Annotated in this window: 25 protein-coding genes; 8 read left to right on the top strand and 17 right to left on the bottom strand. The window is 65.1% G+C overall.

Annotated features, from left to right (window positions below; all coding sequences use genetic code 11):
* The 7 genes from EDF58_RS03655 to radA form a co-directional block, all read right to left on the bottom strand.
* Nucleotides 1-585, bottom strand: coding sequence for a DUF805 domain-containing protein (locus EDF58_RS03655; RefSeq protein ID WP_132262755.1), 585 nt, complete (start codon nucleotides 583-585; stop codon nucleotides 1-3).
* Between the two features lie 18 nt (nucleotides 586-603).
* Nucleotides 604-2,142, bottom strand: coding sequence for a proline--tRNA ligase (proS, locus tag EDF58_RS03650; protein WP_132262753.1), 1,539 nt, complete (start codon nucleotides 2,140-2,142; stop codon nucleotides 604-606).
* Between the two features lie 101 nt (nucleotides 2,143-2,243).
* On the bottom strand, nucleotides 2,244-2,801 hold the full coding sequence (gene phaR, locus EDF58_RS03645) for a polyhydroxyalkanoate synthesis repressor PhaR (protein ID WP_132264093.1): 558 nt from the start codon (nucleotides 2,799-2,801) through the stop codon (nucleotides 2,244-2,246).
* A 185-nt stretch (nucleotides 2,802-2,986) separates the two neighbouring features.
* Complete coding sequence (gene alr / locus EDF58_RS03640) at nucleotides 2,987-4,030, bottom strand: alanine racemase (protein WP_132264091.1); 1,044 nt, start codon at nucleotides 4,028-4,030, stop codon at nucleotides 2,987-2,989.
* Between the two features lie 157 nt (nucleotides 4,031-4,187).
* Entirely contained in the window at nucleotides 4,188-4,610 is a 423-nt protein-coding gene (locus EDF58_RS03635; RefSeq protein ID WP_132262751.1) for an iron-sulfur cluster assembly scaffold protein, read from the bottom strand.
* Complete coding sequence (locus tag EDF58_RS03630) at nucleotides 4,610-5,131, bottom strand: CvpA family protein (protein ID WP_132262749.1); 522 nt, start codon at nucleotides 5,129-5,131, stop codon at nucleotides 4,610-4,612. The genes EDF58_RS03635 and EDF58_RS03630 overlap by 1 nt, the downstream gene beginning before the upstream one ends.
* An 11-nt stretch (nucleotides 5,132-5,142) precedes the next feature.
* On the bottom strand, nucleotides 5,143-6,519 hold the full coding sequence (radA, locus tag EDF58_RS03625; RefSeq protein ID WP_132262747.1) for a DNA repair protein RadA: 1,377 nt from the start codon (nucleotides 6,517-6,519) through the stop codon (nucleotides 5,143-5,145).
* A 70-nt stretch (nucleotides 6,520-6,589) separates the two neighbouring features.
* On the opposite strand from radA, the gene EDF58_RS03620 reads away from it, so the two are divergent.
* On the top strand, nucleotides 6,590-8,896 hold the full coding sequence (locus tag EDF58_RS03620; protein ID WP_132262745.1) for a patatin-like protein: 2,307 nt from the start codon (nucleotides 6,590-6,592) through the stop codon (nucleotides 8,894-8,896).
* Between the two features lie 104 nt (nucleotides 8,897-9,000).
* On the opposite strand, the gene dnaJ is transcribed toward EDF58_RS03620, so the two are convergent.
* Both dnaJ and dnaK read right to left on the bottom strand, forming a co-directional pair.
* The gene (dnaJ, locus tag EDF58_RS03615) at nucleotides 9,001-10,131 is read right to left on the bottom strand and encodes a molecular chaperone DnaJ (protein WP_132262743.1); all 1,131 of its coding nucleotides are present in this window, start codon (nucleotides 10,129-10,131) and stop codon (nucleotides 9,001-9,003) included.
* 81 nt (nucleotides 10,132-10,212) lie between these two features.
* Nucleotides 10,213-12,126: a molecular chaperone DnaK gene (gene dnaK / locus EDF58_RS03610; RefSeq protein ID WP_132262741.1), complete on the bottom strand. Its 1,914-nt coding sequence runs from the start codon at nucleotides 12,124-12,126 to the stop codon at nucleotides 10,213-10,215.
* 219 nt (nucleotides 12,127-12,345) lie between these two features.
* On the opposite strand from dnaK, the gene EDF58_RS03605 reads away from it, so the two are divergent.
* The gene (locus EDF58_RS03605; protein WP_243654059.1) at nucleotides 12,346-12,870 is read left to right on the top strand and encodes a copper chaperone PCu(A)C; all 525 of its coding nucleotides are present in this window, start codon (nucleotides 12,346-12,348) and stop codon (nucleotides 12,868-12,870) included.
* An 8-nt stretch (nucleotides 12,871-12,878) separates the two neighbouring features.
* Nucleotides 12,879-13,400, top strand: coding sequence for a vgr related protein (locus EDF58_RS03600; protein ID WP_243654058.1), 522 nt, complete (start codon nucleotides 12,879-12,881; stop codon nucleotides 13,398-13,400).
* An 85-nt stretch (nucleotides 13,401-13,485) separates the two neighbouring features.
* Here EDF58_RS03600 and EDF58_RS03595 read toward each other — a convergent pair whose 3' ends face one another.
* From EDF58_RS03595 to hrcA, 3 genes are all read right to left on the bottom strand, one after another.
* A complete protein-coding gene (locus EDF58_RS03595) occupies nucleotides 13,486-13,734 on the bottom strand; it encodes a YgdI/YgdR family lipoprotein (protein ID WP_243654057.1) in 249 nt (82 codons plus the stop codon).
* Nucleotides 13,735-13,913: 179 nt separating this feature from the next.
* Nucleotides 13,914-14,489 (bottom strand): nucleotide exchange factor GrpE, encoded by a 576-nt coding sequence (gene grpE, locus EDF58_RS03590; protein ID WP_132262735.1) that lies wholly within the window; start codon nucleotides 14,487-14,489, stop codon nucleotides 13,914-13,916.
* A gap of 16 nt (nucleotides 14,490-14,505) precedes the next feature.
* The gene (gene hrcA / locus EDF58_RS03585) at nucleotides 14,506-15,549 is read right to left on the bottom strand and encodes a heat-inducible transcriptional repressor HrcA (RefSeq protein WP_132262733.1); all 1,044 of its coding nucleotides are present in this window, start codon (nucleotides 15,547-15,549) and stop codon (nucleotides 14,506-14,508) included.
* Nucleotides 15,550-15,729: 180 nt separating this feature from the next.
* On the opposite strand from hrcA, the gene rph reads away from it, so the two are divergent.
* Genes rph through EDF58_RS03565 form a run of 4 tightly spaced genes read left to right on the top strand, consistent with a single transcriptional unit; the run spans nucleotide 15,730 to nucleotide 19,162 of the window.
* Nucleotides 15,730-16,446 (top strand): ribonuclease PH, encoded by a 717-nt coding sequence (gene rph / locus EDF58_RS03580; RefSeq protein WP_132262731.1) that lies wholly within the window; start codon nucleotides 15,730-15,732, stop codon nucleotides 16,444-16,446.
* Complete coding sequence (rdgB, locus tag EDF58_RS03575) at nucleotides 16,443-17,090, top strand: RdgB/HAM1 family non-canonical purine NTP pyrophosphatase (RefSeq protein ID WP_132262729.1); 648 nt, start codon at nucleotides 16,443-16,445, stop codon at nucleotides 17,088-17,090. Before rph ends, rdgB begins: the two co-directional genes overlap by 4 nt.
* A gap of 9 nt (nucleotides 17,091-17,099) precedes the next feature.
* Nucleotides 17,100-18,251, top strand: coding sequence for a radical SAM family heme chaperone HemW (gene hemW, locus EDF58_RS03570; RefSeq protein WP_132262727.1), 1,152 nt, complete (start codon nucleotides 17,100-17,102; stop codon nucleotides 18,249-18,251).
* On the top strand, nucleotides 18,248-19,162 hold the full coding sequence (locus EDF58_RS03565; protein WP_132262725.1) for a tyrosine recombinase XerC: 915 nt from the start codon (nucleotides 18,248-18,250) through the stop codon (nucleotides 19,160-19,162). Before hemW ends, EDF58_RS03565 begins: the two co-directional genes overlap by 4 nt.
* Nucleotides 19,163-19,236: 74 nt before the next feature.
* Here the strand turns inward: EDF58_RS03565 and aqpZ are convergent, their stop codons facing one another.
* From aqpZ to rsmI, 5 genes are all read right to left on the bottom strand, one after another.
* Complete coding sequence (aqpZ, locus tag EDF58_RS03560; RefSeq protein WP_132262723.1) at nucleotides 19,237-19,935, bottom strand: aquaporin Z; 699 nt, start codon at nucleotides 19,933-19,935, stop codon at nucleotides 19,237-19,239.
* Nucleotides 19,936-20,034: 99 nt separating this feature from the next.
* Nucleotides 20,035-20,649: a DedA family protein gene (locus EDF58_RS03555; protein WP_132262721.1), complete on the bottom strand. Its 615-nt coding sequence runs from the start codon at nucleotides 20,647-20,649 to the stop codon at nucleotides 20,035-20,037.
* Nucleotides 20,650-20,692: 43 nt separating this feature from the next.
* On the bottom strand, nucleotides 20,693-21,679 hold the full coding sequence (gene gshB / locus EDF58_RS03550; RefSeq protein WP_132262719.1) for a glutathione synthase: 987 nt from the start codon (nucleotides 21,677-21,679) through the stop codon (nucleotides 20,693-20,695).
* Between the two features lie 136 nt (nucleotides 21,680-21,815).
* The gene (locus EDF58_RS03545) at nucleotides 21,816-22,190 is read right to left on the bottom strand and encodes a YraN family protein (protein ID WP_132262717.1); all 375 of its coding nucleotides are present in this window, start codon (nucleotides 22,188-22,190) and stop codon (nucleotides 21,816-21,818) included.
* Complete coding sequence (rsmI, locus tag EDF58_RS03540) at nucleotides 22,187-23,014, bottom strand: 16S rRNA (cytidine(1402)-2'-O)-methyltransferase (RefSeq protein WP_132262715.1); 828 nt, start codon at nucleotides 23,012-23,014, stop codon at nucleotides 22,187-22,189. Before rsmI ends, EDF58_RS03545 begins: the two co-directional genes overlap by 4 nt.
* 41 nt (nucleotides 23,015-23,055) lie before the next feature.
* Here rsmI and EDF58_RS03535 point away from each other — a divergent pair, with 41 nt between their 5' ends.
* Nucleotides 23,056-24,213 (top strand): penicillin-binding protein activator, encoded by a 1,158-nt coding sequence (locus tag EDF58_RS03535; RefSeq protein ID WP_132262713.1) that lies wholly within the window; start codon nucleotides 23,056-23,058, stop codon nucleotides 24,211-24,213.
* The last annotated feature ends 64 nt before the right edge of the window (nucleotides 24,214-24,277 follow it).

Here is a 24,277-nt window from a genome sequence, read left to right as displayed (position 1 = left end):
TCAGAAGCGAACCGGTGCCTCGCCGTAGCGGTTCGGGCCGGGATTGGATGGCCAGACGCCGAAGATTATCACGATCAGGATGGCGAGATATCCCAGCAGACTCGCGGTGACCATCCGCGACTGCATGGCGAAAGCCGTCTCCAGATTGTCCGCGGAAACCTTCTCCATGGTGGAGACGATTTCATCCATTCTGGACCAGACTATCGCCTTGGACGTGACCGAAAGCAGGAATGTCAGGAGCGAGATCCAGGCAGGCTTGCCGGAATCGTGCAACCTGCGGGCGAACGAGGCGATCAGCAGCAGGCCTGCCGTGAGCGACACGATGGTCGAGACCGTCATCGACGTGCGCATGTAGCCCGCCATCTGGGTCATGACGCGGGCATTCATGTCGTCGCCGGAGACGCCCTGCTGGGCGGCGATGAAGGCGCCCTTCATGATCCCGCCCATCATGGGCATGGCGATCACCATGCCCACGGCGTACTGGATCACGACGAGGAAGAGAACGTAGAACCAGAAGGTCTGCCGGGCATCCCGGCCCTTGAAGTTCATCAGGTTCGTCAGGTTGTACTTGATCGATCCCAACACGTCCTCTTCCCCTTCAGATCAGTAGGACCTTGCGACGTAGATGCGCTCAAGTGCCGGACCGCCGGTGAACACACAATTGCCGGACACCGGCGCAGCATCGAGCGGGGTGTTGCGGATGGTGAGCTTCAGCGTTTTCAGCTTCTGGACGACGGCCTCGAGCGCTTCGCCGGTGGGGCGCGACCATTCGACTTCCACCCAGCCCGGGTAGCGCTTTTCTTCCGAGAAGAAGGCGGCAAGTTCGTCGAAGCTGTCCGCGCGCGAGATGTTCGCGTCCAGCTTGGTCTTGGCTTCGGCGAAGAGCGCGGTCTGGATATCCTCGACCTCGGCAGCGGCGCGTGAAACGAACGCATCCTTGGCCATGCCCACGAAGTTTGCCTTCGCAGCCTCGTTCCAGAGCTTGTCACGGCGCAGCATCGAGACTTGTCCGCCGGCGGCATCACGGCCGCCGATCTCGAGGATCAGCGGAACGCCCTTCTTGACCCAGGCCCAGCGCTTTTGCGTGGCCTTGCCGGGACGCTTGTCGAGCAGGACGCGCAGCGGTTCGCCCAGGGCGAACTGGGTGACCAGCGATTTGCGCAAGTCTTCGCAATAAGCGAGCAGCGCCTCGTCCTCGTCGTTGTCGCGCAGCATCGGCAGGATCACGATCTGCTGCGGCGCGATCATCGGCGGAACGCGCAGGCCGTCATCGTCGCCATGCGTCATGATGACGCCGCCGACCATGCGGGTGGAAGTGCCCCAGCTGGTCGTGTGGGCGTATTGCTGCGTGCCTTCCTTGTCCTGATATTGGATGCCGGCCGCTTCTGCGAAGCCCGTGCCGAGGTAGTGCGAAGTGCCCGCCTGGAGCGCCTTGCCGTCCTGCATCATGGCTTCGATCGAGTAAGTCGCGACGGCGCCGGGGAAGCGTTCATTCTCGGGCTTTTCGCCGGCGATCACCGGCATGGCCAGCTCGGTCTCGGCAAAGTCGCGGTACATTTCGAGCGCGCGCAGCGTCTCGGTCATGGCATCGTCGCGGTCGGCGTGAGCGGTGTGGCCCTCCTGCCAGAGGAACTCGCTGGTGCGCAGGAACATGCGAGTGCGCATTTCCCAGCGCACGACATTGGCCCATTGGTTCACCATGAGCGGCAGGTCGCGCCAGGACTGCACCCAGCGGGCCATGGCCGCGCCGATCACCGTTTCCGAAGTCGGGCGGACGATCAGCGGTTCTTCGAGCTTCGCTTCGGGATCGGGAACGAGGCCGCCCTTGCCGTCGCCGACAAGGCGATGGTGCGTGACGACCGCCATTTCCTTGGCGAAGCCTTCGACGTGCTCGGCTTCCTTGGCGAAATACGAAAGCGGAATGAACAGCGGGAAGTAGCAGTTGGTGACGCCGGCGGCCTTGATCCGGTCATCCATGAGGCGCTGGATGCGCTCCCAGATGCCGTAGCCCCACGGCTTGATGACCATGCACCCGCGAACACCCGATTCCTCGGCCATTTCGGCTTCGGAAATGACTTCCTGGTACCACTGGGCGAAGTCGTCCTCGCGCTTGGTGGAGAGGGCGTGACGAATGGCGGACACGGGTGCTTCTTCCTGAACTGAGCGATGCGACGGACCATCCGTTGCATTCCGGGCAAGCCGCGGCGCCGATGACGCGCCGCGAAAGCACCCCGCGCAGACCCTTATTTGCCCAGCGCGTCAAGCCTCTTCTGGATTTCCGCCATCTGATCGCGCAGCGCGGAAAGGTCTCCGGTGTCTTCGGCAGCGGGTGCCTTGGGCTCCGGCTTTTCGGCACCGGGCATGAAGGCCGCGGCGGCAGCCTTGAACATGGCCATGTTCTGTTCGGCCAGCTTTGCCAGCGGATTATTGCCCAGGCTGTCTTCGAAAGCCTTGTGCAGCTTCGACTGATTGGCCCGGAAATTGTCCATCGACGCTTCGAGATAATGCGGAACCAGCGACTGCATCGAATTGCCGTACATACTGATGAGTTCGCGCAGGAAGTTGACCGGGAGCATCTGCTCACCGTTCGATTCTTCTTCCATGATGATCTGCGTCAGGATCGTATGCGTGATGTCCGTGCCGCTTTTGGCATCGAGCACTTTGTAATCGACCCCTTCGCGGGTCATCTTGGCAAGATGATCGAGCGTAATGTAGCTCGACGAGCGCGTATTGTAGAGACGACGGTTAGCGTATTTTTTTATGATTACCGTGTTGTCGTCCTGAGACGCCGTTTCAGCCATTTGCCAATCCCCAGTCTGCCTAATTCCCGGCCAGTATGACAAGAGGTTACCACCCACCCTTGTCGCAACGCAACACAAATTGCTGCGCAGCAAAACCGGACTGTGCCTTGCCTATTTTGCCCTGGGTGGTTTTCACTGTGCTCTGCCGCCGACGGAAGGCCAGGGCCTTGTCGGGGCAGATCCGTTCAGCGCCCGAAACGCCGGCCCAGCAGGGTCAGCAATTCATATTGCGAAAGCCCGGATGCCGCCGCGGCTTGCGGAAGCGCGTAATCTGCCGTGATCCAGTCCCCCTCGCCCACGTCCGGCGCGTGAGTCAGGTCGACGACGGTAAGGTCCATGCTGACACGGCCGAGCACCGGCAATTCATGACCCTTGGCGCGGAACAGGCCTTTGCCCGACCAGCAGCGCAGATAGCCGTCGGCATAGCCGAGCGCGGTGGCGCCGACCCGCATGGGCGCACTTGCGGTATATGTGGCGTTGTAGCCGATCGTCTCTCCGGCAGACACGTCGCGAACCTGGAGGATCGCCGCCTCGGGACGGACGACCTGCTGCAAATCCTGCTCCATACCGGCCCGCGGAGTGCCGCCGTAGAGCGCGATGCCCGGTCGCGTCAGGTCGCCATGATAGTCGCTGCCCAGCGCAATGCCGGCGCTGTTGGCCAGACTGGCGCGAATGTGGGGCACTTGCCGGCGCGCTTCCTGCCACCGGGCGCACTGCGTGGCGTTGAGATCGGTCTCTTCCTCGGCCGAGGCCAGGTGCGAAAGCAACAGGTCGATATCGAGCGCGGCTATCGCTTCGTCACCCAGTTCTTCCATGCGAATGCCGAGACGGTTCATGCCGGTATCGACCATGAGATGGCAGCGGCCGCCGCCCGCCTCGGTCCAGCGCCTGGCCTGGGCGAGCGAATTGATCACCGGCGTAATACCGCTTTCGCGCGCAAACGCGGCATCCTGCGGCGTCAAGGGGCCGTGCAGCACGGAAAGCGCCGAGGGGCTCACGCAATCGAGCAGGTCCCATGCCTCCCCCCAATGCGCGACGAAGAAGTCATGGCAGCCTGCCGCGTGCAGCACCGGCACCACCTGCTTTGCGCCAAGGCCATAGCCGTTGGCCTTGACCGCGGCACCCGCTCGCGCGGATCCGGACAGGCGGTCCAGCGCCAGCCAGTTGGAGCGCAAGGCATCACGGTCGAAAGCGAGACGGAGGGCGGAGGCAGGAAACTCGGAAAACATCTTCACCACATTGCGCGGACGGCCGTTTCGGAAGGAAACGGCGTTGCTAGCGCCCTCATGTAGACGGAATTGAAGCGAAGAAAACCGCCAAAGTACCCGGCAGTCTTGCAACGATTGCATCTTCGTCATGCCGGAAAGCGGGTCGCCCCGCCGCCAGTCAGTCGTCTTTCGAGAATGCCTGAATGGCGGCGCGCCAGGGAAGCAGGACTGCGCCGTGCCGACCGGGATAGTCCCGTGCGGCCGCAATCTTCGCCAGACCGGGCCATTCGGGCATCGGGCCTTCGCCGGATAGCCAGCGCGCCATCGTTTCGCCCGTCACGCAGACTTCTTCGGGACCGCGACCGATGACGGCATCGGCGAAGATAGCCGCGGCGGCCTGGCCGATGGCGCAGGCCTGGCTGCGGATGCCGATGCTCTCCACGGTTCCCCGTTCGCCGAGCGAAAGGCCAAGCGCGATCGTGCTGCCGCAGCTCTGGGACCGTGCCTCGCCCTGCAGCGGCAGCGCCTCGCTCCAGGGATAATGCGCCAGCCTGATCGTCAGGCCCAGGACTTCAGGGGTATAGAGCACCGTTGCCGACATCAGGTTCCCGCCGCCTCGGCCCTCAGCGCCTCCCGGCGGCGCTCGGAAATCATCTTCACCAGTGCCTCGCTGCTGGCGTTGACGAAGGGATAAGTCCGCGCTTCCTTCATCCAGGCTGGTCGGCCGCCGATGCCCCAGACCGTGTCATAGCCCAGCACCAGGACGGAGAAGCCCAGGATCACGACGATAACGCCCTTCACCGCGCCAAAGCCGAACCCGAGCACACGATCGATCGGACCCAGTACCGAGGCGCGGCTTCGCTTGCCCGCCCAGCTCGCGATCAGCCTTACGACGATGAAAGGCACCAGCAGCAGCACCGCAAAAGCGATTACCGGCGTGGCCGTTCCGTCGCCGCTATAAGGAACCAGCCAGGCCGACAGCGGCGTATGCAGCGCCCGGATGGCGAACACGGCGAAGATCCACGCTCCCAAAGCGAGAATCTCCTGCACGAAACCTCTCAGAAATCCGGTGGCGGCACCCACGCCCACAAACACCAGAACAGCAATATCGAAACCGGTCATAAGGCCCCGAACTAGGCATCCGTCAGGATACGGTCAACGAGATTGGGCAACATGGCCAGGCCGGTAAAGTCGATGCCCTTTGCCGTACCTTCGGCATTGGCCCCGCCTGCCGGCCCGATCGCGCGCCCAAAGCCGAGTTTCGCCGATTCCCGCTGACGGATCGATGAATGCGAAACCGGGCGGATCTCCCCTGCGAGCGAGACTTCCCCGAACCAGACCGCATTCTTCGGAAGCGGCCTGTCTCCCAGCGCCGAAATCAGCGCGGCGGCCACGGCAAGGTCCGCTGCCGGATCTGCCAGGCGGTAGCCGCCCGCGACGTTCAGGTAGACTTCCGCGCTGGAGAAATTGAGCCCGCAGCGTGCCTCCAAAACCGCCAGCAACATGGCCATGCGGCCCGAATCCCAACCGACCACGGCACGGCGCGGTGTTGCCCCGCTCTGGAGCCGGACGATCAGCGCCTGGATTTCCACGAGCACGGGCCGCGTCCCCTCCATGGCGGCAAACACAGCGCTTCCGGCCATTTCCTGATCACGGCCGGACAGGAACAGCATCGAGGGATTGCCGACTTCGGCCAATCCTGCCCCCTCCATGGCGAAGACGCCGATTTCGTCCACCGGCCCGAAGCGGTTCTTCAGGCTGCGCAGGATACGGTATTGGTGGCTGCGTTCGCCTTCGAACGCCATGACCACGTCGACCATATGTTCCAATACGCGCGGACCGGCGATCGTGCCGTCCTTGGTGACGTGGCCGACGAGCACGAGAGTGACATCGTTCTCCTTGGCATAGCGGATCAGCTCGAAGGCGCAGCCGCGGACCTGGCTGACCGTGCCCGGCGCGCCCTCGATCGTGTCGGAATGCATGGTCTGGATCGAATCGATGACCAGCAGGGTCGGCGCGTCCATCATGCCAAGCGTGGTCAGGATGTCCCGCACGGATGTGGCGGAGGCCAGCAGGATCGGCGCCTTCGACAGCCCCAGTCGCTCCGCGCGCAGCCGCACTTGCCCAGCGGCTTCCTCGCCGCTGACATAGACCACGCTGCCGCCGGCCAGGGCGATATGCGCCGAAGCCTGAAGCAGGAGCGTCGATTTGCCGATGCCGGGGTCGCCGCCCATCAGGATCGCGGAGCCGGGGACCAGTCCTCCGCCCAGCGCACGGTCGAACTCCGCAAATCCACTCGCGCGCCGCTTCGGCAATTCGCCTGGCGCATCGAGAGGCGTGAACAGGATCGGCCGCCCCCCGGACGAGAGATCGTGCTTGGAGGAAAACACCGTCTGCGGCGCATCTTCCGCCAGCGTGTTCCACTCCCCGCAATCGGGACATTGACCTTGCCAGCGGGAGGAGACTCCTCCGCAGGCCTGACAGACATATCGACGCTTGGGCTTTGCCATGTCGCCCGATTATCGGGAACGGAATGAGAACGCAATTGCCTTTCCCGAACGATAGCGCCAACATGGAGCAATGCGGCAAAAGGAATTGCGGATCGCGCTGGTCTGCTACGGCGGCATCAGCCTTGCCGTTTACATGCACGGGGTCACCAAGGAACTCTGGAAGGCGCTTCAGGCCAGCCAGGCGTTCTGGGCGGAGGGCGATGCGGAACCGCCGCCGGGAACGGCGGGAGTCTATCACAAGCTGCTCAAGCGACTGGAGGCCGGCAGCAACCTGCGGCTGCGCATACTGACCGACATTGTCGCCGGTGCCAGCGCGGGCGGGATAAACAGCGTATTCCTCTCGCAGGCGATCCATTCGGGACACTCGCTGGAGCCGCTGACCGAGCTTTGGCTGGAAAACGCCGACGTCGACGTCCTGCTCGATCCGGAAGCAAGGGCGCGCAGCCAGGTGACCAAGTTCTGGGCCCGGCCGCTCGTCTCCTACCTGCTGCATCGACCCGGCAATGCCGTGACGACCAGCGTGGCGCCGGAAACTCGCGAGGAAGTGCGGCAGAAACTCTCGCGGCTGATCCGCTCGCGCTGGTTCGAGCCGCCTTTCAGCGGGGTCGGTCTCTCGCGCCTGCTGGCCGGAGCCTTCACGGCGATGGCCGAGACCGAGGCCGGGCCGCCGCTCCTTCCTCATGGCCATCCGATAAACCTCTTCGTGACGGCAACGGACTTCAAGGGACACCTTGAAACCTTGCGCCTTCACTCGCCGGAACTCGTGCTGGAAAGCGAGCATCGCCTCAGCATCGGCTTCGAGTCGCGCTCCGGCACCCCTTCCCTTGCCGCCATGCCGGAACTCCTGCTGGCCGCCCGCGCCACGGCCAGTTTCCCGGGGGCCTTCCCGCCGCTCCAGATCGAGGAAATCGACGGCGTGATTGCGGAACTAGGGCTCGCCTGGCCGGAGCGCGAGGCGTTCTTCCGCCGCGTCATGCCCGAGCACAGCCAGCGCGGAGACCTCGACAACGTGGCGCTCATCGACGGCTCGGTGCTCAACAATGCGCCCTTCGCCGATGCCATGGGCGTGCTGCGCGACCGGCCGGCGACGCGCGAAGTCGATCGCCGTTTCGTCTACATCGACCCCACGCCGGATCGTATCGGCGCCTCGATGCGCCAGGAACGCCGGGCGCCGGGCTTCTTCTCGACGATATTCGGCTCACTGTCCTCGATCCCGCGCGAGCAGCCGATCCGCGACAACCTGGAGGCTTTAGAGCGCGATTCGCAGGAAGTGGCGACGCTGCGGGCCATCGTGCTGGCATTGCGGCCGGAGATCGAGGAGACGGTGGACCGTCTGTTCGGCAATACCTTCTTCCTCGACCGGCCGACCCCCAAGCGCCTTTCCGCCTGGCGGGACAAGGCACAGCGCGCGGCGCTGGAACAGGCGGGTTTCGCTTATCACGGATACGTCCAGGTCAAGTTTTCCGGGATCGTCGCCAAGCTGGCCCGGCTCATCTACGAAGGCGCGCCGGAGCTGGGCCTCTCCTCCAGCGAGCCGATCGCGCTGCGGCTTCACGATCATTTCGCCAGCGTCGGGCTGGACCGGATCAAGGGCCTGAAAGGCGACGGTTCGCCGGGGATGATCGGCTTTTTCCGCACGCATGACCTGGCGTTCCGAATTCGGCGGCTTCGCCTGCTGGCACGGCGCGTCACGCAGGAGTGGCAGCAAGAAGAAAGCGTCACGGAAGTAGAGCGGGACAAGGCAAGGGAGGCGATCTACGCCGCGCTTGCGCTCTATCTCGACCGCGAGCCGGTCGCTGCGATGGGGGAGACTTTCGCCGCGCTCGCCGCAGCGGTGTTCACCGATCCTGGCGCGGTGATCGATCACATCGAAAAGGTTCGCGACCTGGTGGCGATCGATGCCCGGGTCGATACCCTCCTGGCGGAAGCCCTGGCCGAGATGCCGCAGGCGCTGCGGCGCCGGGTGCTGCTCGCCTACCTCGGCTTCCCTTTCTACGACACGGTGACCCTGCCGCTGCTGCGCGGCGAGGGCCTGACGGAGTTCGATCCGATTCGCGTCGACCGCATTTCGCCTGAGGATTGCCACATGATCCGGCAAGGTCCGGTGCTTCGCGGCACCGAGTTCTTCAACTTCGGTGCCTTCTTCAGCCGCGCCTATCGCGAAAACGACTACCTCTGGGGCCGATTGCACGGCGCCGAGCGGATGATCGACCTGATTTCCTCAACTGCCGAGGGCGAACATGCCCTGCTGGAAGGCGAACTCTGGACCTTCAAGCGGGAGGCTTTCCTGGCCGTGCTCGAAGAGGAAAAGGATCGCCTCACGGCCGATCCCACTCTGGTGCGGAACGTGCGGGAAGAGGTGCTGAGAGGCGGCTGACGTTTAGCCAAAAGACGTCGGCCAAAACCGTCGGCCCAAAAAACAACGTGGCCCCGGAGCAGGTCCGGGACGACGTTCTTGTTCGGTTATTCGGCCGGACGGGGCTATTCCGTCAGGTCGTTCCAGGCTTCCTTGATGCGGTCGAAGAAGCCTTTGGACTGCGGGCATTCGTCGCCGGTTTCGGTCGACTGCAGCTCGCGCAGGATTTCCTTCTGGCGGGCGGAAAGCTTGGTCGGCGTTTCCACGCTGATCTCGATGACGAGATCGCCGCGGCCCCGCCCCTGCAGGACCGGCATGCCCGCGCCGCGCTTGCGCAGCTGCTTGCCCGACTGGATGCCCGCCGGAATGTCGACCGAAAGGCCCTCGCCATCCATGCCGGGAATCTCGATCGAGCCGCCCAGTGCCGCCGTGGTGAACGTGATCGGAACGCGCGTGATCAGCGTCGTGCCGTCGCGTTCGAACACCCGGTGCCGTTTGACATGCAGGAAGATATAGAGATCGCCCGGAGGCGCGCCGAAGGGACCGGCCTCGCCCTTGCCGGAAAGGCGGATGCGGGTGCCGGAATCGACGCCCGGCGGAATGTCCACCTGCAAGGTCTGCGGCTTGTCGACCCGGCCCTCGCCGCCGCAGGAGCGGCATGGCTTCTCGATCACTTCACCCCGGCCGTGGCAGGTGGGGCAAGTGCGTTCCACCACGAAGAAGCCCTGCTGCGCCCGGACCTTGCCATGGCCGCCGCACATGTTGCAGCCGCGCTTGCCGGTTCCCGGCTCGGCGCCCGAACCGCCGCATGGCTCGCAACCCTGCGAGACTTCGATGGTGATCTCGGTCTGCTTGCCGTGGAAGGCTTCGTCCAGACTGACTTCCATGTCGTAACGCAAGTCGGCACCGCGACGCGCCTGCTGACGACCGCCTCCACCGAAGGCGCTGCCGAAAATAGACTCGAAGATGTCCCCGATATCGCCGAACTCGGCGCCGCCGGGATGACCGCCGCCGCCCATTCCCTGCTGGAATGCGGCATGGCCGTAACGATCGTAGGCCGCCCGCTTCTGGGGGTCCTTGAGGCAGTCGTAAGCCTCGCTGATCTGCTTGAAACGCGCTTCGGAATCGCCGCAGCCCGGGTTCTTGTCCGGATGATGCCGCATGGCGAGGCGGCGGTAGGACGACTTGATGGTCTTGTCGTCGGCGCTGCGCTCTACTTCCAGCAGTTCGTAATAATCGATTTCAGTCGCTGACACGTCTTATACTTCCCCGCGTACGACCCGGTCGCCACCGGCACGTCGTGCACCGGTGGCGATCGCGGTTTTCATGAGGACTCGTCAGCCCTTGTTGTTTTCGTCGACTTCCGAGAACTCGGCGTCGACGACATCGTCATCGGCACCGGCCGGAGCGGCTTCCGGCGAAGCGCCCGAGGCCTGTTCCTTCTCGTAGATGGCCTGGCCCATCTTCATCGCGACTTCGGTCAGCGCCTGCGACTTGGCGGTGATCTCTGCGGGTTCGCCGCCTTCGATCGCCGTCTTGGTCTCGGCAATGGCCGCTTCGACTTCGGACTTCAGGCCGGCGTCGATCTTGTCGCCATGCTCGGCGATCTGCTGCTCGGTCGCGTGGACGAGGCTGTCGGCGTTGTTCTTGGCCTCTGCGGCCTCACGACGCTTCTTGTCCTCTTCGGCGAACTTCTCGGCATCCTTGACCATCTGGTCGATGTCGTTGTCCGACAGACCGCCCGAAGCCTGGATGCGGATCTGCTGTTCCTTGCCGGTGCCCTTGTCCTTGGCGGAGACGTTGACGATGCCGTTGGCGTCGATGTCGAACGTGACTTCGATCTGCGGCACGCCCCGGCGCGCGGCCGGAATGCCGACCAGGTCGAACTGGCCGAGCATCTTGTTGTCCTGCGCCATCTCGCGCTCGCCCTGGAACACGCGGATGGTCACCGCCTGCTGGTTGTCCTCGGCGGTCGAGTAGACCTGGCTCTTCTTGGTCGGGATCGTCGTGTTGCGGTCGATCATCTTGGTCATGATGCCGCCCAGCGTCTCGATACCCAGCGACAGCGGGGTGACGTCGAGCAGGAGCACGTCCTTGACATCGCCCTGAAGCACGCCGGCCTGGATCGCGGCGCCCATGGCGACCACTTCGTCAGGGTTCACGCCGGTGTGCGGATCCTTGCCGAAGAAGTCCTTCACGACTTCGCGCACCTTGGGCATGCGGGTCATGCCGCCCACGAGCACGACGTCGTCGATATCCTTGGCCGAAAGACCGGCATCGGCGATCGCCTTGCGGCAGGGTTCCAGCGTGCGCTGGATCAGGTCCGCAACCATCTTTTCGAGGTCGGCGCGGGTGACGGTTTCGACGAGGTGCAGCGGAGTGGTGGCGCCGCCTTCCATGCGTGCGGTGATGAAGGGCAGGTTGACCTCGGTCGTCGCGGTGGACGACAGTTCGATCTTCGCCTTCTCGGCCGCTTCCTTCAGACGCTGCAGAGCGAGCTTGTCGCTGCGCAGGTCCATGCCTTCCTTGGCCTTGAACTTGTCGGCCAGCCATTCGACCAGCTTGGTGTCGAAGTCTTCACCGCCCAGGAACGTGTCGCCGTTGGTCGACTTCACTTCGAACACGCCGTCGCCGATTTCGAGGATCGAAACGTCGAAGGTGCCGCCGCCAAGGTCGTAGACGGCGATGGTCTTGCCGTCCTGCTTGTCGAGGCCATAGGCCAGTGCGGCCGCGGTCGGTTCGTTGATGATGCGCAACACTTCAAGACCGGCGATCTGGCCGGCGTCCTTAGTCGCCTGGCGCTGCGCGTCGTTGAAGTAGGCGGGCACGGTGATGACGGCCTGCGTCACGGTCTCGCCGAGGTACGATTCGGCGGTTTCCTTCATCTTCTGCAGAGTGAAGGCCGAGATCTGCGAGGGGCTGTACTCTTCGCCGCCGGCCTGGACCCAGGCGTCGCCGTTCTTGCCCTTGACGATATGGTACGGAACCAGCTCGGTGTCCTTCTTGGTCACCGGGTCATCGAAGCGGCGGCCGATCAGGCGCTTCACCGCGAAAATCGTGTTGTCGCCGTTGGTCACGGCCTGGCGCTTTGCGGGCTGCCCGATCAGGCGTTCACCATCCTTGGTGAAAGCGACGATCGAGGGCGTGGTGCGCGCGCCTTCGGAGTTCTCGATAACCTTGGGCTTGCCGCCGTCCATCACGGCGACGCAGCTGTTGGTGGTGCCGAGGTCGATACCAATTACTTTTGCCATTATCCCCATTCCTCACGTCAGTGGATGACACCATGCGGATCGCCTCCCTCCATAAGGCAAGGCGGCTTGCACAGCTCGATGACGTTCAAAGTCGTCGGAGCCGCATATAGGTGTGGTTTCGCTTGGAACAAGTCTGTCGCGATGGCATTACGCGGGGGAAATTTTCAGCGCCCCGAAACTCTTCGCGATCAGGGGCCTGCCCGAGAGGATCCAGCCGCCGTGAAGCCCTTTTCCCTGCTTGCCTTTACCAGTGCCTCCGCCCTGCTCGTCTCGCTTGCCGCCTGCAAGCAGAGCGAGGCGCCGGCGCCGCAGGAAAGCGCCTCGCTTGACGCCGGGCCAACCGCAAAGCCCGGCATCAGCGCCAGCGACGGCCACCTCATTCTTCCGGTCGTGGCCGGCCGCCCCGGCGCGGTCTACTTCACCGTGCGCAATGACGGTTCGGTGCCGGTGAAGCTCGTCGGCGTCCATGTCGGTGGCGCCGGCAGCGCCCAGATGCACAAGACGGAGGGCGGCAGCATGGCCGCCGTCGATTCGCTCGATCTCGCGCCCGGCGCCCAGGTCGATTTCAAGCAGGGCGGCATGCACGTCATGGTGTTCGACATCGGCGAGACGGTGAAGGCCAGCGAGACGGCCGAATTAGCCCTGACCTTCTCCGACGGCGACAAGCTCTCGATGCCGCTTCGGGTCGAAACCATGGGCGGGGATATGGGCGGCGGCAGCGACATGCCCGGAATGGACCACTGACCACGCACTTGTCCGGGGAACCCCTGCCAGAAGAAATCGCGCCCCCTGCCTGCCTGCCGGGGGCCGAGCGCCCGCTGACACCGGGTGAGATCGCGCTGGTCCAATCGGTTTTCGGCGACGCGGTGGACTGCGCACCCGTTCGCATCCGGCGGCGCAAATGGTTTCCCTTCCAGCCTGCCAATGTCGTCATGGCGCCTTGCGGGCACCTTCATTTCCACCGCGGCTCCGCGCTTTATCAGGACGATTTCGCCGGAGCGCCGATCGGGCTCCAGGGGTTGTTCATCCATGAAATGACGCATGTCTGGCAGACCCAGCGCAAAGGCCGCTGGTATCTTCCGCTCATGCGCCATCCGCTCTGCCGCTACGATTATGCCTTGCGGCCGGGCTGGACGCTCGGTCGCTACGGGATCGAGCAGCAGGCCGAGATCGTGCGCCACGCGTTCCTGCTCGATCGGGGATGGCGAGTTCCAGGTGCACCGCCGCTCGCCAGCTATGACGGCATCCTGCCGTTCGGCCGGATTTCAGGCTAGGCTCCCAAACACATTGAGAAAGGGGCGCGAGTTTCCTCGCGCCCCTTTCTCAATGTGTGTAAGCAGACCCGTCAGGCCGGCGCGATCAGCAGTCGCGGTCCCAGTAGCGGTCGCCGCGGCGATCGTAACGATAGCAGCCATTGTGCTTCTTCTGGGTCGAGCCGACAGCCGCACCGGCAGCAGCGCCGACGGCGGCACCGGCGCCGACGTCACCCGCCAGCGCACCAACGCCCGCGCCCAGCGCGCCGCCGGCCAGGGCGCCTTCGCCGCCGTAGTTGCTTGCACAGCCAGCCACGCCCAGGGCGCCGGCGGCCAAGATAGGAAGAATGAGCATTCGCATGGGATCTCTCCGCTGAAAATCAGTTGCCTGACTGATCAACGGCCCCGATGCGGAGGGGTTCCATAAGGCCCTGCAAACGAACGACACCGTGCCCCCGTTCGTCTCTCAAGGCCTTGACGAACCTTGAAGACCAACAGCGGGCACGGCGGGTAACAGGGATCAGGAAAGCCGGATCAGTCCGGCTTCTTCGCCACTGCCACCATGGCAGGACGCAGCAGGCGGTCCTTGATCATATAACCGGCCTGGAGTTCCTGGACGACCGTGCCCGGCTCGACATCGGCCGAGGGAACCTCGATCATCGCCTGGTGCTGGTTCGGGTCGAGCGGCATGCCCATCGCGGCGATGCGGGTGATGCCGTGGTTGGTGAACACCTTCTCGATCTCGCGGCCAGTCGCTTCGATGCCGGCGACGATGCCCTTCAGCTTCTCGTCCTCGCGCAGTTCGCCCGGGATCGAGGAGAGCGCGCGGGACAGGTTGTCCGCCACCGAGAGAATGTCGCGGGCAAAGCCGGTCGCGGCATAGGCGCGGGTGTCGGCCACGTCCTTTTCAAGGCGGCGGCGCACGTTCTGGGTCTCGGCACGGGCGTAAAGCACGTCCTGCTTGGCGATTTCCAGTTCCTCGCGGAGCTTGGCGATTTCACCGCCGTCCTTATCGCTGTCGATCATGTCTTCGGGCACGCCCTTCAGTTCTTCCGCGATGGCGGGATCTACAGTCTGACCCTCTGGCGGCTGGGTCTTGTCGTCAGTCATTATTGTAAGGTTCCAACTATCCGATGAGCTTGCCCAGGCTCTGGGCAGTGAAGTCCACCATGGGGACGACGCGCGCATAATTCAACCGAGTCGGGCCGATTACCCCCACTACGCCGACGACCCTGCCCTCGCGATCCCGATAGGGCGAAGCGATGACCGAGGAGCCGGAAAGCGCGAAAAGCCGGTTTTCCGATCCGATGAATATCCTGGTCGAATCCGCCTCGCGCGCCGTCTCCAGCAACTCGGCGACGGACTGCTTGTTTTCCAGGTCATCAAGCAGCGAGCGGACGCGTTCGAGATCGGAAAGCGCCGATTCGTCGAGGAGATTGGCCTGCCCGCGCACGATCAGCACCGGCCGGGCGGTCGCATCCTCGCTCCACACGGCAAGGCCGCGCTCCACGAGGTCGCGGCTGGCCGTATCGAGCGCCGACTTGCCGGTAGCGATGTCGGACCGCATCGCCCGGGCCGCCTCACCCAGGGTGCGGCCGGCGAGATGGGCGGTGATGTAGTTCGAGGCTTCCTCCAGCGCGCCGGGCGGCAGACTGGCGGGCAGTTCGATGATCCGGTTCTCCACCGCGCCTTCTTCGCCCACGAGCACCGCCAGCGCCCGGCCGGGGCCGAGCGGAACGATCTGCAAGTGCATCAGACGCGGCTCGCGGCGCGGCACCATGACTACGCCGGCGCCCGACGTGAGGTTCGACAGCAAGGCGCTGGTCGCCTCCAGCGCGGCCTCGATCGGCCCCGGCGCGGCAATCCGGCTCTCGATGGCGAGCCGTTCCTCGGCGGTCGGTTCCGCCACTTGCATGATGCCGTCCACGAACAGGCGCAGCCCGGCCTCGGTCGGCAGGCGTGCCGCGCTTATGTGGGGGGCGGCCAGCAGTCCCAGCGATTCGAGGTCGGCCAGGACCGAACGGATCGATGCCGAGGACAATTTCACGCCGCCCGGCCCGGCCAGGACCTTCGAGCCGACCGGGCTTCCGGTGGCGATATAGCCCTCCACGACGAGGCGGAAAATCTCGCGCGCGCGGTCGGTCAGTTCTAGGATGGGTGGTGTCGGCATTCGTCCTCAACTTAGGGATTGCCGCCAAGGCCTCAAGTCCCATGGCGCGATGTCGGGGCGACTATCGCGCTTTTTCCCTTGGATACACTCGATTGTCGCATTTTCCACGCGCTCAGGTGTTTCCACCGGGGCGGAAAATGCTCTAGGGGGCGCAGGCAATTTTAGACCAAAGGAACCTCCATGCGACCTTCCGGCCGTACGCCCGACGAGATGCGCGCTATCGACATCCAGACCGGTTTCACCAAGCACGCCGAAGGCTCGGTGTTGATTTCCTTCGGTGATACTCGTGTGCTCGTCACCGCTTCGGTCGAGGAAAAGGTTCCGCCGTTCCTTCGCGGCAAGGGCGAAGGCTGGGTCACCGCCGAATACTCGATGCTGCCCCGCGCCACTCACACCCGTGGCAGCCGCGAAGCCGCCAAGGGCAAGCAGTCGGGCCGCACCCAGGAAATCCAGCGCCTGATCGGCCGCAGCTTGCGCGCCGTGGTCGACATGAAGAAGCTCGGCGAGCGCCAGATCGTGCTCGACTGTGACGTGCTCCAGGCCGATGGCGGCACCCGCACCGCCTCCATCTCGGGCGCCTGGGTCGCGCTGCGCCTGGCCGTCGACAAGCTGATGGCCGAAGGCAAGATCAAGGAAGATCCGATCAACGCCCGCGTCGCCGCGATCTCCTGCGGCATCTGCGAGGGTACGCCGGTGCTCGACCTCGACTATATCGAAGACAGCTCGGCCGATGCCGATGCCAACTTCGTGCTGATCGAAGGCGGCATGATCGCCGAGGCCCAGGCAACCGCCGAAGGCGCGACTTATGACGAGGAAGGCCTGCTGCGCCTCCTGCGCCTGGCCCGCATCGGCTGCGACCGGATCTTCGCCGCCCAGGCCAAGGCCGTCGGCCGGTGAGCAATCGCCGCCTCCAGGGCGAACGTCTCGTGATTGCCACGCACAATGCGGGCAAGCTCCGGGAAATCGGCGCCCTGCTCGCGCCGTTCGGGATCGAGTGCGTTTCCGCCGGCGAACTCGGCCTGCCCGAGCCGGAGGAGACGGGCACGACGTTCGTGGAGAACGCGCTGCTCAAGGCCCACGCGGCCGCCAAGGCAGCGCAGCTTCCCGCACTGGCGGACGATAGCGGCATGTCGGTGACGGCGCTGGGCGGAAGGCCCGGCGTCTACACCGCCGATTGGGCCGAGCGGCAGTGGTTCGAGGGCGAGCCCGGCAAGGCCTGGGAAGGCCGCGACTGGTTCATGGCGATGGGCAAGGTCGAGGGTCTGCTCTGCGAGCAAGGCCAGGATGTCGACCGTTCCTGCTGGTTTTCCTGCGTGCTCGCGATCGCCTGGCCCGATGGGGCGGAAGCCGTTTACGAAGGTCGCTCCAACGGCACCTTCACCTGGCCGCCGCGCGGCAAGCTGGGCTTCGGCTACGATCCCTGCTTCGTGCCTGACGGCCTCGACCAGACTTTCGCCGAGATCGCGCCAGAGAAGAAGCACGAGATCAGCCACCGCGCCGATGCTTTCGCCAAGCTGGTCGCGGAGCAGTTCCCGGGCTAATCTGTCACGATGGCCCGCGCGCTCTATATTCACTGGCCGTTCTGCCTCGCAAAGTGCCCCTATTGCGACTTCAACAGCCATGTCCGCGAGCGGGTGGAGATCGAACGCTGGGAAGCGGGCCTGCTCGCCGACATGCGCCACGAACACGCGGTTGCGGGCGGCGAGCGGCTCGATTCCATCTTCTTCGGCGGCGGCACGCCTTCGTTGATGCCCCCTGCCCTCGTCGCGCGACTGCTGGACGAGGCCGAGAAGCTCTGGGGCTTTTCGCAAGCGATCGAGATCACTCTGGAGGGCAATCCCTCCTCGGTGGAAGCCGGCAATTATGCGGCTCTTGCGGCGGCGGGGGTCAACCGTGTCTCGCTGGGGCTCCAGGCGCTCGACAACCAGACCTTGCGGTTCCTGGGCCGGCTGCACGATGCGCAGGAAGGGCTGAAGGCGCTTGAAGTGGCGCAGCAGAACTTCTCGCGCGTCAGCTTCGACCTGATCTACGCGCGGCCCGGCCAGAGCCTCGACCAGTGGCAGGCAGAACTCGCCCACGCCCTCTCTTACGGCACGGGCCACCTCTCGCTCTACCAGCTCACCATCGAACCCGGCACGAAGTTCGCCACGATGGTGCGCCAGCAGGAATTCGCTCCGCTGGACGAAGACGCCTGTGCCGACATGTTCGCGCTGACGCGCGAGATGACGGCCGCGGCGGGACTGCCGGCCTACGAAATCAGCAATCATGCCCGGCCCGGCGAGGAAAGCCGCCATAACCTGACTTATTGGCGCTATCAGGACTATTGCGGCATCGGCCCCGGCGCGCACGGGCGGCGCGGCGGCGTGGCTACGACGCGCCACCGCAAGCCCGAAAACTGGCTCGAAGCCATCGATCTGCACGCCCAGGGGATCAACGAAGTCCGCGATCTCGGACGCCGCGAACAGGCGAGCGAAGCCATGCTCATGGGCCTGCGCCTGCGCGAAGGCGTGGACCTCGATGCGCTTGCGGCCCGATTCGGACTGGATGCCGCGCAGCTCTGCGATCCCGGCAAGGCCGCTTTCTACGAGAAGCAGGGCCTGGTCCGCCGCGAGGGCACGCGTCTCCACGTCACCGAGGACGGCATGCCGCTGCTCGATGGCTTGCTGGGTGAGATTGTGCCCGTGGACCTCGTCGAGCCGTGAACCCGCCAACGGGCACGACCAAAGCGGACCTGCTCGAAGCCTGGGGCAACCATCTCGGCAATGGACGCCGCCGCAGCCCCCACACGGTACGCGCCTATATCACCACGGCCGCCCGGTTGATCGACGGTGCCAGGGCCTGCGACTGGGCCTCGCTGGCGCGTCTTGAGGCGGCCGACTTGCGCGTTCACCTCGCCGCCCGGCGTGAGGACGGAATCGGCAACAGTTCGGCCGCTCGCGAACTCTCGGCGCTCAAGAGCTTCCTGTCCTTTGCGCGCGAGCAGGCCGGCGTTGCTCACGCCGCCGCGCCGCGCCTTCGCGGACCGCGGGTCAAGAAGGGACTGCCACGCCCGGTCACGCCGGACGAAGCGGTCAACCTGGCCGCCATGGTCGAAGAAGATGCCCGCGAGCCGTGGATCGGCGCGCGCGATCGTGCCGTTCTGCTCCTTCTCTACGGCGCCGGCATGCGCATCGCCGAAGCCCTGTCCATCGCCGGAGCCGCGCTGCCGCTGGGCGAGACTCTGGTGGTTACCGGCAAGGGCGGCAAGCAGCGCATGGTTCCGCTCCTGCCCATCGTGCGCGAGGGCGTGGCCGATTATCTCGACAAATGCCCCTGGCCGATGAAGGCGGACGAGCCGATCTTTCGGGGCGCCAAAGGCGGAGCCCTGTCGCAAGGCATGGTGCAGAAGGCGGTCGCGCGCGCCCGGATCGTGCTCGGGCTGCCGGACAGCGCCACGCCGCACGCCTTGCGCCACAGCTTCGCCACGCATTTGCTGGGCGCGGGCGCCGACCTGAGGAGCCTGCAGGAACTGCTCGGCCATGTAAGCCTGGGTTCGACGCAGATATATACCAAGGTCGATGCCGCGACGCTGCTGGACGTCTATCGTAACGCCCATCCGCGCGAACAGGGCTGAAACGCTGCGGGGGACGGGGCGTGTTCAGCCCCGCCCCCCGCGGATGTCAGGAGCTTGCCTGGCCGAAGCGCGTTTTAGAGCGCGCCCTCATGCGGCGCCAGCAGACCGCGCCAGATCAGGGCGCCGATCGCCGCGCCGACCAGCGGCGCCACCCAGAACACCCACAGCTGCCCGAGGGCGGCCGTTTCTGCAAAGAGCGCCACGCCGGTCGACCGCGCCGGATTGACCGATGTATTGGTGACCGGGATCGAGATGAGATGGATCAGCGTCAGGCACAGGCCGATCGCCAGCGGTCCGAAACCGGCGGGGGCGATCTTCGAGGTCGAGCCGAGGATGACGATGATGAAACCGGCCGTCAGGATCGTTTCGATCATCAGTGCCGAAGACAGCGCATAACCGCCGGGCGACAGTGCACCGTAGCCGTTGGTGGCGAAGCCTCCCGGAGTCCAGTCGGCCTTGCCCGAGGCGATGGCATAGAGCGCCGCCGCGGCCAGGATTGCGCCCAGCACCTGGGCGATCCAGTAGGGAACGAGGTCCTTCCAGTCGAGCCGGCCGCCAACGGCCATGCCCAGCGAGACCGCCGGGTTGAAATGCCCGCCGGAAATGGAGCCGACCGCATAAGCCATGGTCAGCACCGTCAGGCCGAATGCCAGAGCTACGCCCGCGAAGCCGATCCCGAGTTCGGGAAAGGCCGCTGCCAGCACTGCCGAACCGCAGCCGCCGAAGACGAGCCAGAATGTACCGAAGAACTCCGCTGCCAATCGCTTGGACATAACCCCTGCTCCCAAATGGTTGCGAGCAGAGACTACGGTATAACACCTAGGTGCGATACTCTGGCTCTTGTACAAAACTGACTAATAGTTAGCTCTGATCTACTTGGATCGGCGCTCGGCTGAAGGCTTCCAGGAGAGGATCCGCCACAAGTACCAGACGGCGCCACCTGCGGCGAGAACCAGTGTAGCCCAACCGATCCAGGCCTCTGCCTGGGCAAAACGCTGGCCCAGCCACCGGCCGGCCAGGATCAGCAACGTGTTCCAGATCGCCACGCCGGCAGCGGTATAGAGCAGGAAGGTGCCATGCCGCATATGCGCAAGGCCTGCGGGGACCGATACCATCGTCCGGAACATCGGCATGAAGCGCAGGAGGAAGACCACCCAGTGCCCGTGCTTGCGGAAGAAGGTGCCGGCGCGCTCCACTTCGTGCCATTCCAGGGTCAGCCAGCGGCCCCAGCGCTCGATGAAGGGTTTCAGGCGCTCGTAGCCCAGGCGGTCGGCGCCTAGGAACAGCACGTAGTTGCCCAAGGTCGAGCCGACAGTGCCGGCCAGGAGCACGGACAGGAAATCCATGCGCCCATGTGCGATGGCGATCCCCGCGACGCCCATGATAAGCTCCGAGGGGATCGGCGGCACGATGTTCTCGAGCATCATCAGCAGGAGGATACCCCAGTACCCCCCTCCTTCGATCAGCGAGATAACCCATTCATTCATGTTCGCCTGCATTCATCATTGCGGACGACCCGCGAAATCCGGGTTACATCGCGGCGTGGCGGGCCTCGATCGCATCCCAGATCTTTGCCCCGGTGTCGGTACCGTTGAAGCGATCGATGGCAACGATTCCCGTCGGCGAGGTCACATTGATTTCGGTCAGCCATTTTCCGCCAATCACGTCGATACCCACGAAAACAAGGCCTCGTGCCTTGAGTTCCGAGCCCAGCGCTGCGCAGATTTCCTCTTCCGCCGAAGTGAGGCCGGCGGCCTCCGCCGATCCGCCCACCGCAAGGTTGGAGCGAAACTCGCCGGCTCCGGGCTTGCGGTTGATGGCGCCCGCGAATTCGCCGTCGACCAGCACGATCCGCTTGTCGCCCTCCGCCACGTCGGGGAGGAAAGGCTGGACCATGAACGGCTCGACCCAGGCATTTTCGAACATCTCGATCAGCGCGCCCAGATTGCTGCCATCGGCGGGCACGCGGAACACCGCCTTGCCGCCATTGCCGTGAAGCGGCTTGATCACGAGGTCACCGCCGAAGCCCGCCTCGACATTGCGCTGCTGGAACAGGCGCACATCCTCGATGCGGCGCGCAATGAAGGTCGGCGGCATGAAGCGCGCATAGTCGAGCACGAAGACCTTCTCGGGCGCATTGCGGACCGAGACGGGGTCGTTGACCACCAGGGTCTGCCCGGCAAGCCGTTCCAGCAGATGGGTGGCGGTGATGTAGCCGAGGTCGAAAGGCGGATCCTGCCGCATCAGCACCACGTCGATATCGGCGACGAGGTCGATCAGGCGATATTCGCCGCGTGTGAAATGGGCGCCTTCCACCCGCTGCACCGTGATCGGCGCGCCCCAGCAGGTCAGCCGCCCGGCGGCACCCGAGGAGGCGTCATAAGCCAGCGTGCGCACATCGTAATGGAACAGTTCGTGCCCGCGCGCCTGCGCCGAGAGCATGAGCGCGAACGAGGAATCGCCCGCGATCTTGATCGATTCCAGCGGGTCCATCTGAACGGCGATGCGTAAGGTCATGAAAAGTCTGGTCCTCGCGGATATGTACCGAGCGGTATCTTTCGGAAAGGCGGCTTAATCAAATTCGGCGGCGGGTGCGAATGGTTTCGAGCCAGTCCTGCATCTTTGCCGACGGACCGAAACCCTGCGGCGGAATTCAGGCGCCCGGCTGCCACGCATTGACGATGCGGCGCGGCCAGCAGCGCGGTGCCAGCAGCAATACGTCGATCCGCAAGCTGTCGCCCGGCTTCTGGTATCGATGCGCGACGGACTCGGCGGCGGCGGCCACGCGGCGCAGGCGGTAATGATCGATGGCAGTGTCGAGATCGGCACGCCGCGCGCGCCATTTCACTTCGACGAAACAGAGCGTCCCTCCGCGGCGGGCCACGATATCGACTTCACCGCGCGCGGTCTTCACGCGCCTCGCCCGGATGCTCCAGCCCGTCATCCGCAAGTACCATGCGGCCAGCGCCTCTCCCCGGCGCCCTTGCCGCTCCGCCTCCGCGCGCGACTTGCCGCGGCCCTGGCTCACTTGAGTTCCATGGCCCGGGCGTAAAGCGTCTTGCGGTCGAGCCCGGTGGCCTTGGACACGCTGGCCGCCGCCTGCGACGGCTTGGCGATGGCCAGCTCCGCACGCAGCAGCGCGTCCACGTCGACTTCACCGATCGGCTCGTCGCCCGGCGGCGCCACCAGAAGCACGATCTCGCCCTTCGGAGGATGGGCCGCATAATGGGCGATGAGTTCGTCAGGCGTGCCGCTGCGGCATTCCTCGAACTTCTTGGTCAGTTCGCGCGCCACCGCCACTTCGCGTCCGGGAAGCACCGCGCCGATCGCTGCCAGCGCATCGTCCAGGCGCGGCGCCGTCTCGTAGAAGATCAGCGTGGCCGGGACTTTCGCAAGGTCGGACAGCACCGTCTCGCGCGCCTTGGCCTTGTTGGGCAGGAATCCGGCGAAGAGGAAACGGTCGTTCGGCAAGCCCGAGAGCGTCATCGCCATGACCGCGGCATTGGCCCCCGGCAGGCTGGTGACGGGGATGCCCCGCTCCCGCGCGATCTTGACGAGCCGATAGCCCGGATCGGAGATCAGCGGCGTGCCGGCGTCGCTGACGAGCGCAACCGGCTCGCTTTCCATCAGTGCCAGCAGACGCTCGCGGTCGCCCTCGCCCGCGTGGTCGTCGTAGCGGATCATCTTCTGCTTGATGCCCAGGTGGTGCAGCAGCTTTCCGGTGATGCGGGTATCCTCGCAGGCAACCGCGCTCACGCCCTTGAGAATCTCCACGGCGCGGAAGGTAATGTCCCCAAGGTTGCCAATCGGGGTTGCCACTATGTAGAGGCCTGAGGTGAGAATGTGTTCCATCGCAGGGACTCATGGCCCAAGCACTATGGGAGCGGCAAGCAATGTTCTATGATCGCCTGAACCGGCGCACTCTTTTCGCGGCGGCAGCGATGGCAGCTCTGGCGGGCTGTGCCGTGGTACCCAAGGCCCCTGCGCCGGCCCCCGCGCCCGCTCCGACGCCTTCCGAAAGCGAAATTCCCACCGATACCGAGCGTCACCGCGTTGCCCTGCTGGTGCCGACCACCGGCCCGAATGCCGGCGTCGGCCAGTCGCTGGCCAATGCAGCGAACATGGCGCTGCTCGACACGGGCGCCAAGAACCTGCGCATCACGACTTACGACACCGGCACCAATCCCGGCGAGGCCGCGCGCCGCGCCATTGCCGACGGCAACAAGCTGATTCTCGGCCCGCTGCTTTCCGACGACATCGCCTCGGTCGCGGCTGTCGCCAAGCCCGCCAAGGTGCCGCTGATCTCGTTCTCCAACGACGAGAAAGCCGCCACCAGGGACGTCTTCATCATCGGCAACCTGCCCGGCCAGTCGATCGCCCGCACCGTGACGTATGCCCGCGGCAAAGGTATCTCCACTTTCGCCGCACTCGTTCCCAAGGGTGACTATGGCGAACGCGTGAGCAGTTCCCTGCTTGCATCGGTGCGCGATGGCGGCGGCTCCGTCGTCGCCATGGAGACTTACGATCGCTCGGCGGCCTCGATCAGCGCTGCGGCGGGACGGATCAAGGCCAAGACCGGCTATGGCGCGCTGCTCATCGCCGACAGCGGCAGCCTTTCGGCCAAGGCCGCCGTGTCCTACCGCGCGGCCGGTGGCGGCGCCGGCGTGCGCCTGCTCGGCACCGAACTCTGGGGCGGCGAACGCGAACTGGCGACCAGCCCGGCCCTCAACGGAGCGTGGTTCTCCACCGTGTCCGACGTCCGCTTCGCGCAGTTCGCCAAGAGCTATCGCAGCCGCTTCGGCGCCGCACCGTTCCGCATCGCGACACTGGGATACGATTCCGTGCTGCTGACCCTGCGGGTCGCGCGCGACTGGGTGCCGGGCAAGGCCTTCCCGACGACCGAAATGCTTGATCCCGGCGGCTTCCTGGGTGTGGACGGACCATTCCGCTTCGGCCGCACCGGCCTGATCGAACGCGCATTGGAAGTGCGGGCGGTCGAAGGCGGCGCCGTCAAGGTCATCAGCGCCGCGCCCAGCGGTTTCGCCAAGTAATTCCGCCCCTTTCCGGTGGAAAGGATCAGACAGCGAACATCTCTTTGCGGATAAGCCTAAACCC

Source organism: Novosphingobium sp. PhB57 (assembly GCF_004342985.1).
In the GTDB taxonomy this organism is placed as follows: Bacteria; Pseudomonadota; Alphaproteobacteria; order Sphingomonadales; family Sphingomonadaceae; genus Novosphingobium.
The sequence above is the reverse complement of the archived record's forward strand: the minus strand, read 5'-3'. Positions and strand labels throughout refer to the sequence as shown.